Below are 3,063 nucleotides of genomic sequence, written 5' to 3' on the forward strand. Positions count from 1 at the left end.
AATCCGGGGCGCTACGATAACCTCGATTACGACAACGACAACGACAACGAAAATGGCGCTATACCTCAGCGGCTCACCCGCGTAATACGCATGACCAGCGGGATCTGCCGCAGCCGCCGCATGATCCGCGCCAGGTGCTTACGCCCGCGCACGGCGACCAGGAACTCCAGGGTAGAGGTCTGACCGTCCCGGTCCTGGGACTGGACGTTCTCGATGTTGGAGCCCTGCTCGGCGATGGCCCCGGCGACGACCGCCAGGGCGCCGCGGCGGTTGCCGATGTCGACCCGGATCTCGACGGGGAAGTCACCGTCGGGCTCCGCCGCCCACTCGACATCCAGGCGCTTGTTGCGCTTGCTCTCCAGGCTGCCCAGGTTGCGGCACTCCTGGCGGTGGACCACGATCCCGCGCCCGGGGCTGAAGACGGCGGCGATGGCATCGCCCGGGATGGGGCGACAGCAGCGCGCGAAGCTGACCACCATCCCCTCGGTGCCGCGAATGGCGAAGCGGTGCGGGTGGGGCTCGGCGCCGTCTTCAGACACGGCGGGCGCCGCATCCCCTTCGCCGCCCGCCAGGCGGCGCGCGACCAGGGCCGGGAGGCGATTGCCGAGCCCGATGTCGGCGAATAGGGCGGCGGTCTCCGGCAGGCCCGCATCCTTCAGGTAATCGAGGATGCGCGCGGGGGGCAGTTGGTCGAGGTCGGTGCCGAGCGAACCGAGTTCCGCGCCGAGCAGGCGCCGACCCAGGTCCTCGGCCTCCTTGGCCTTGAGGTTCTTGAGGAAGCCGCGGATGCCGGCGCGCGCCTTGCCGGTGACCACGAAGCCGAGCCAGCCCGGATTGGGTTTGGCCCCGGGGGCGGTGATGATGTCCACCGTCTGACCGCTGCGCAACGGGGTGCTGAGCGCGGCCAGGCGCCGGTCGATCCGTCCGGCCACGCAGGTGTTGCCCACGTCCGAGTGGATGGCATAGGCGAAGTCGACCACCGTGGCGGCGCGCTTGAGGGTGAGGATGCGGCCCTTGGGGGTGAAGACGTAGACCTCGTCCGGAAACAGGTCGACCTTGACGTTGTCCAGGAAATCCTGGGGATTGCCGTCGCCGCGCTGCATATCCAACAGGTTCTGGAGCCAGTCGTTGGCCAGGTTGGCGGGCGCGGCGGCGCCCTGGGCGCCGCTCTTGTACATCCAGTGGGCGGCGATACCGGACTCGGCGGCGCGCTGCATGGCCTCGGTGCGGATCTGGATCTCCAGCGGCACCCCCTGGGGGCCGAAGAGGACCGTGTGCAGTGATTGATAGCCGTTGGCCTTGGGGATGGCGATGTAGTCCTTGAAGCGCCCGGGCACCGGCTTGTAGAGGTTGTGGACCTGACCCAGGACGCGGTAACAGGTGTCCACCCGATCCACCGTCACCCGCACGCCGAACACGTCCACCACCTCGGAGAAGGAGCGCCGCTTCTCGCGCATCTTGCGATAGATGCTGTAGAGGTTCTTGCAGCGCCCCTTGACCTCGCCCTGGATGGCCTCTTGCTGGAGCCGCCGCTTGATCCCGGTCTCCACCGTGCTGAGCAACTCCTGGCGCGCCCCGCTCGCCTTCTGGACCGCGCGCTCCAGAACCAGGTGGCGCCAGGGCCAGTAGTGGCTGAAGCCCAGTTCCTCCAGCTCGACGCGGATGCTGTTGATGCCCAGCCGGTTGGCGATCGGGGCGAAGATCTCCAGCGTTTCGCGCGAGATCCGCCGTCGACTCTCGGCGCGCATCACCCCGAGCGTGCGCATGTTGTGCAGGCGGTCGGCGAGCTTGATCAGGATCACCCGGATATCCCGGGTCATGGCCAGCAGCATCTTCTGGAGGCTCGCCGCCTGCGCCTCGGCGCGCGACTCGAAGTCGATCCGCGACAGCTTGCTGACCCCGTCCACCAGGTCCGCGATCTCGCTGTCGAAGGCCAGGGCGAGTTGGTCCTTGGCCAACGGGGTATCCTCGAGCACATCGTGCAGGATGGCGGCAATCAGGCACTTGTAGTCCATGCGCATGTCACCCAGGGTGCGCGCCACCGCCAGCGGGTGATAGATGTAGGGCTCGCCGGAGCGGCGCTTCTGGCCCTGATGGGCCTCGGCGCCGAACAGATAGGCGCGATACACCTCGCTCACCTGCTCGGGCGGCAGGTAGGACTCCAGGGAGGCGCACAGATCGCTGATGAGGAAGCGCGGGCCAACAGCCGCGTCCGACGGCGGCGGCGTGATTGGCGGGAGGGGGTCGGTCATGGTCGGCGGCACCGGGGGCCGGCTCCTACTGCAACCGGGCACACCGGGACGCGCCCCGCGTCCGGTGGGGCGCGGATGACCCGGCGTCGGCCCGCGGCTCGCGGGCGCTGCGGTGCGTGGGTGTGGCGGCCGGCGTCACTCCTTCTCCGAGTCCAGATCGCGCATCTCGGCGGCCATCTCGGCCGCGAGACGCTGTTCGAGGGCCGCGGCGGTTTCGTCGATGTGGCGCTGAGCGGCCTGGACCACCTCGTTGGTGATCCGACCCTCGGCGATTTCGCGCAGGGCCATGACGGTCGGCTTGTCCTTATCCCAGGGTAAGGTGGGCTCCACACCGTTGGCGAGCTGGCGTGCCCGCTTGGTCGCAAGCAGGACCAGGTCGAAACGGTTGTCCACGTGGTTCAGGCAGTCCTCTACGGTGATGCGGGCCATCGATCAATCACTCCAACAGCGGGTTCAAATGCTCGCCGGACCAGCACGACAGGACCGGCAGGACCGGCAGGGGCGGGCGGCGGGTCCGGCCGGGGCCTGGTTCAGGGCGCTCCGGGGACGCAGCGCGTGCGCGTATCGCCTCTTAGCCTAGCACAAGAGCCCTTGGGCGTACCCGGCGTCCGGCGGCGGCGGTGCGATCCAGACTGATTTGGTCGCGCGAACGCCGTAGGATGGACAAAGCCCGCGCGCGATGGTCCGGACCTGAGTTCACCAGGAAATGCTTGTCGCGTCGTTGTCGTTGTCGCGTCGTTGTCGTTGTCGTTGTCGTTGTCGTAATCGAGGTTATCGTAGCGCCCCGGATTCTCTCGCACGCCGAATTGCA

Annotated in this window: 3 protein-coding genes; all 3 read right to left on the reverse strand. The window is 68.1% G+C overall.

Features of this window, described 5'->3' with window-relative positions; all coding sequences use genetic code 11:
- Positions 1-65: 65 nt before the first annotated feature.
- Positions 66-2,252: a RelA/SpoT family protein gene (locus tag QZY48_RS11310; protein ID WP_295430959.1), complete on the reverse strand. Its 2,187-nt coding sequence runs from the start codon at positions 2,250-2,252 to the stop codon at positions 66-68.
- Positions 2,253-2,387: 135 nt separating this feature from the next.
- Positions 2,388-2,681 carry a DNA-directed RNA polymerase subunit omega gene (gene rpoZ, locus QZY48_RS11315; protein ID WP_295430960.1) on the reverse strand — a complete coding sequence of 98 codons (294 nt, stop codon included), beginning with the start codon at positions 2,679-2,681 and terminating at the stop codon, positions 2,388-2,390.
- 142 nt (positions 2,682-2,823) lie between these two features.
- Positions 2,824-3,063: hypothetical protein (locus QZY48_RS11320; RefSeq protein WP_295430961.1), on the reverse strand; the 240-nt coding region annotated here is incomplete at its 5' end.

It is taken from the genome of uncultured Thiodictyon sp., from assembly GCF_903828115.1.
Classification (GTDB): Bacteria; Pseudomonadota; Gammaproteobacteria; order Chromatiales; family Chromatiaceae; genus Thiodictyon.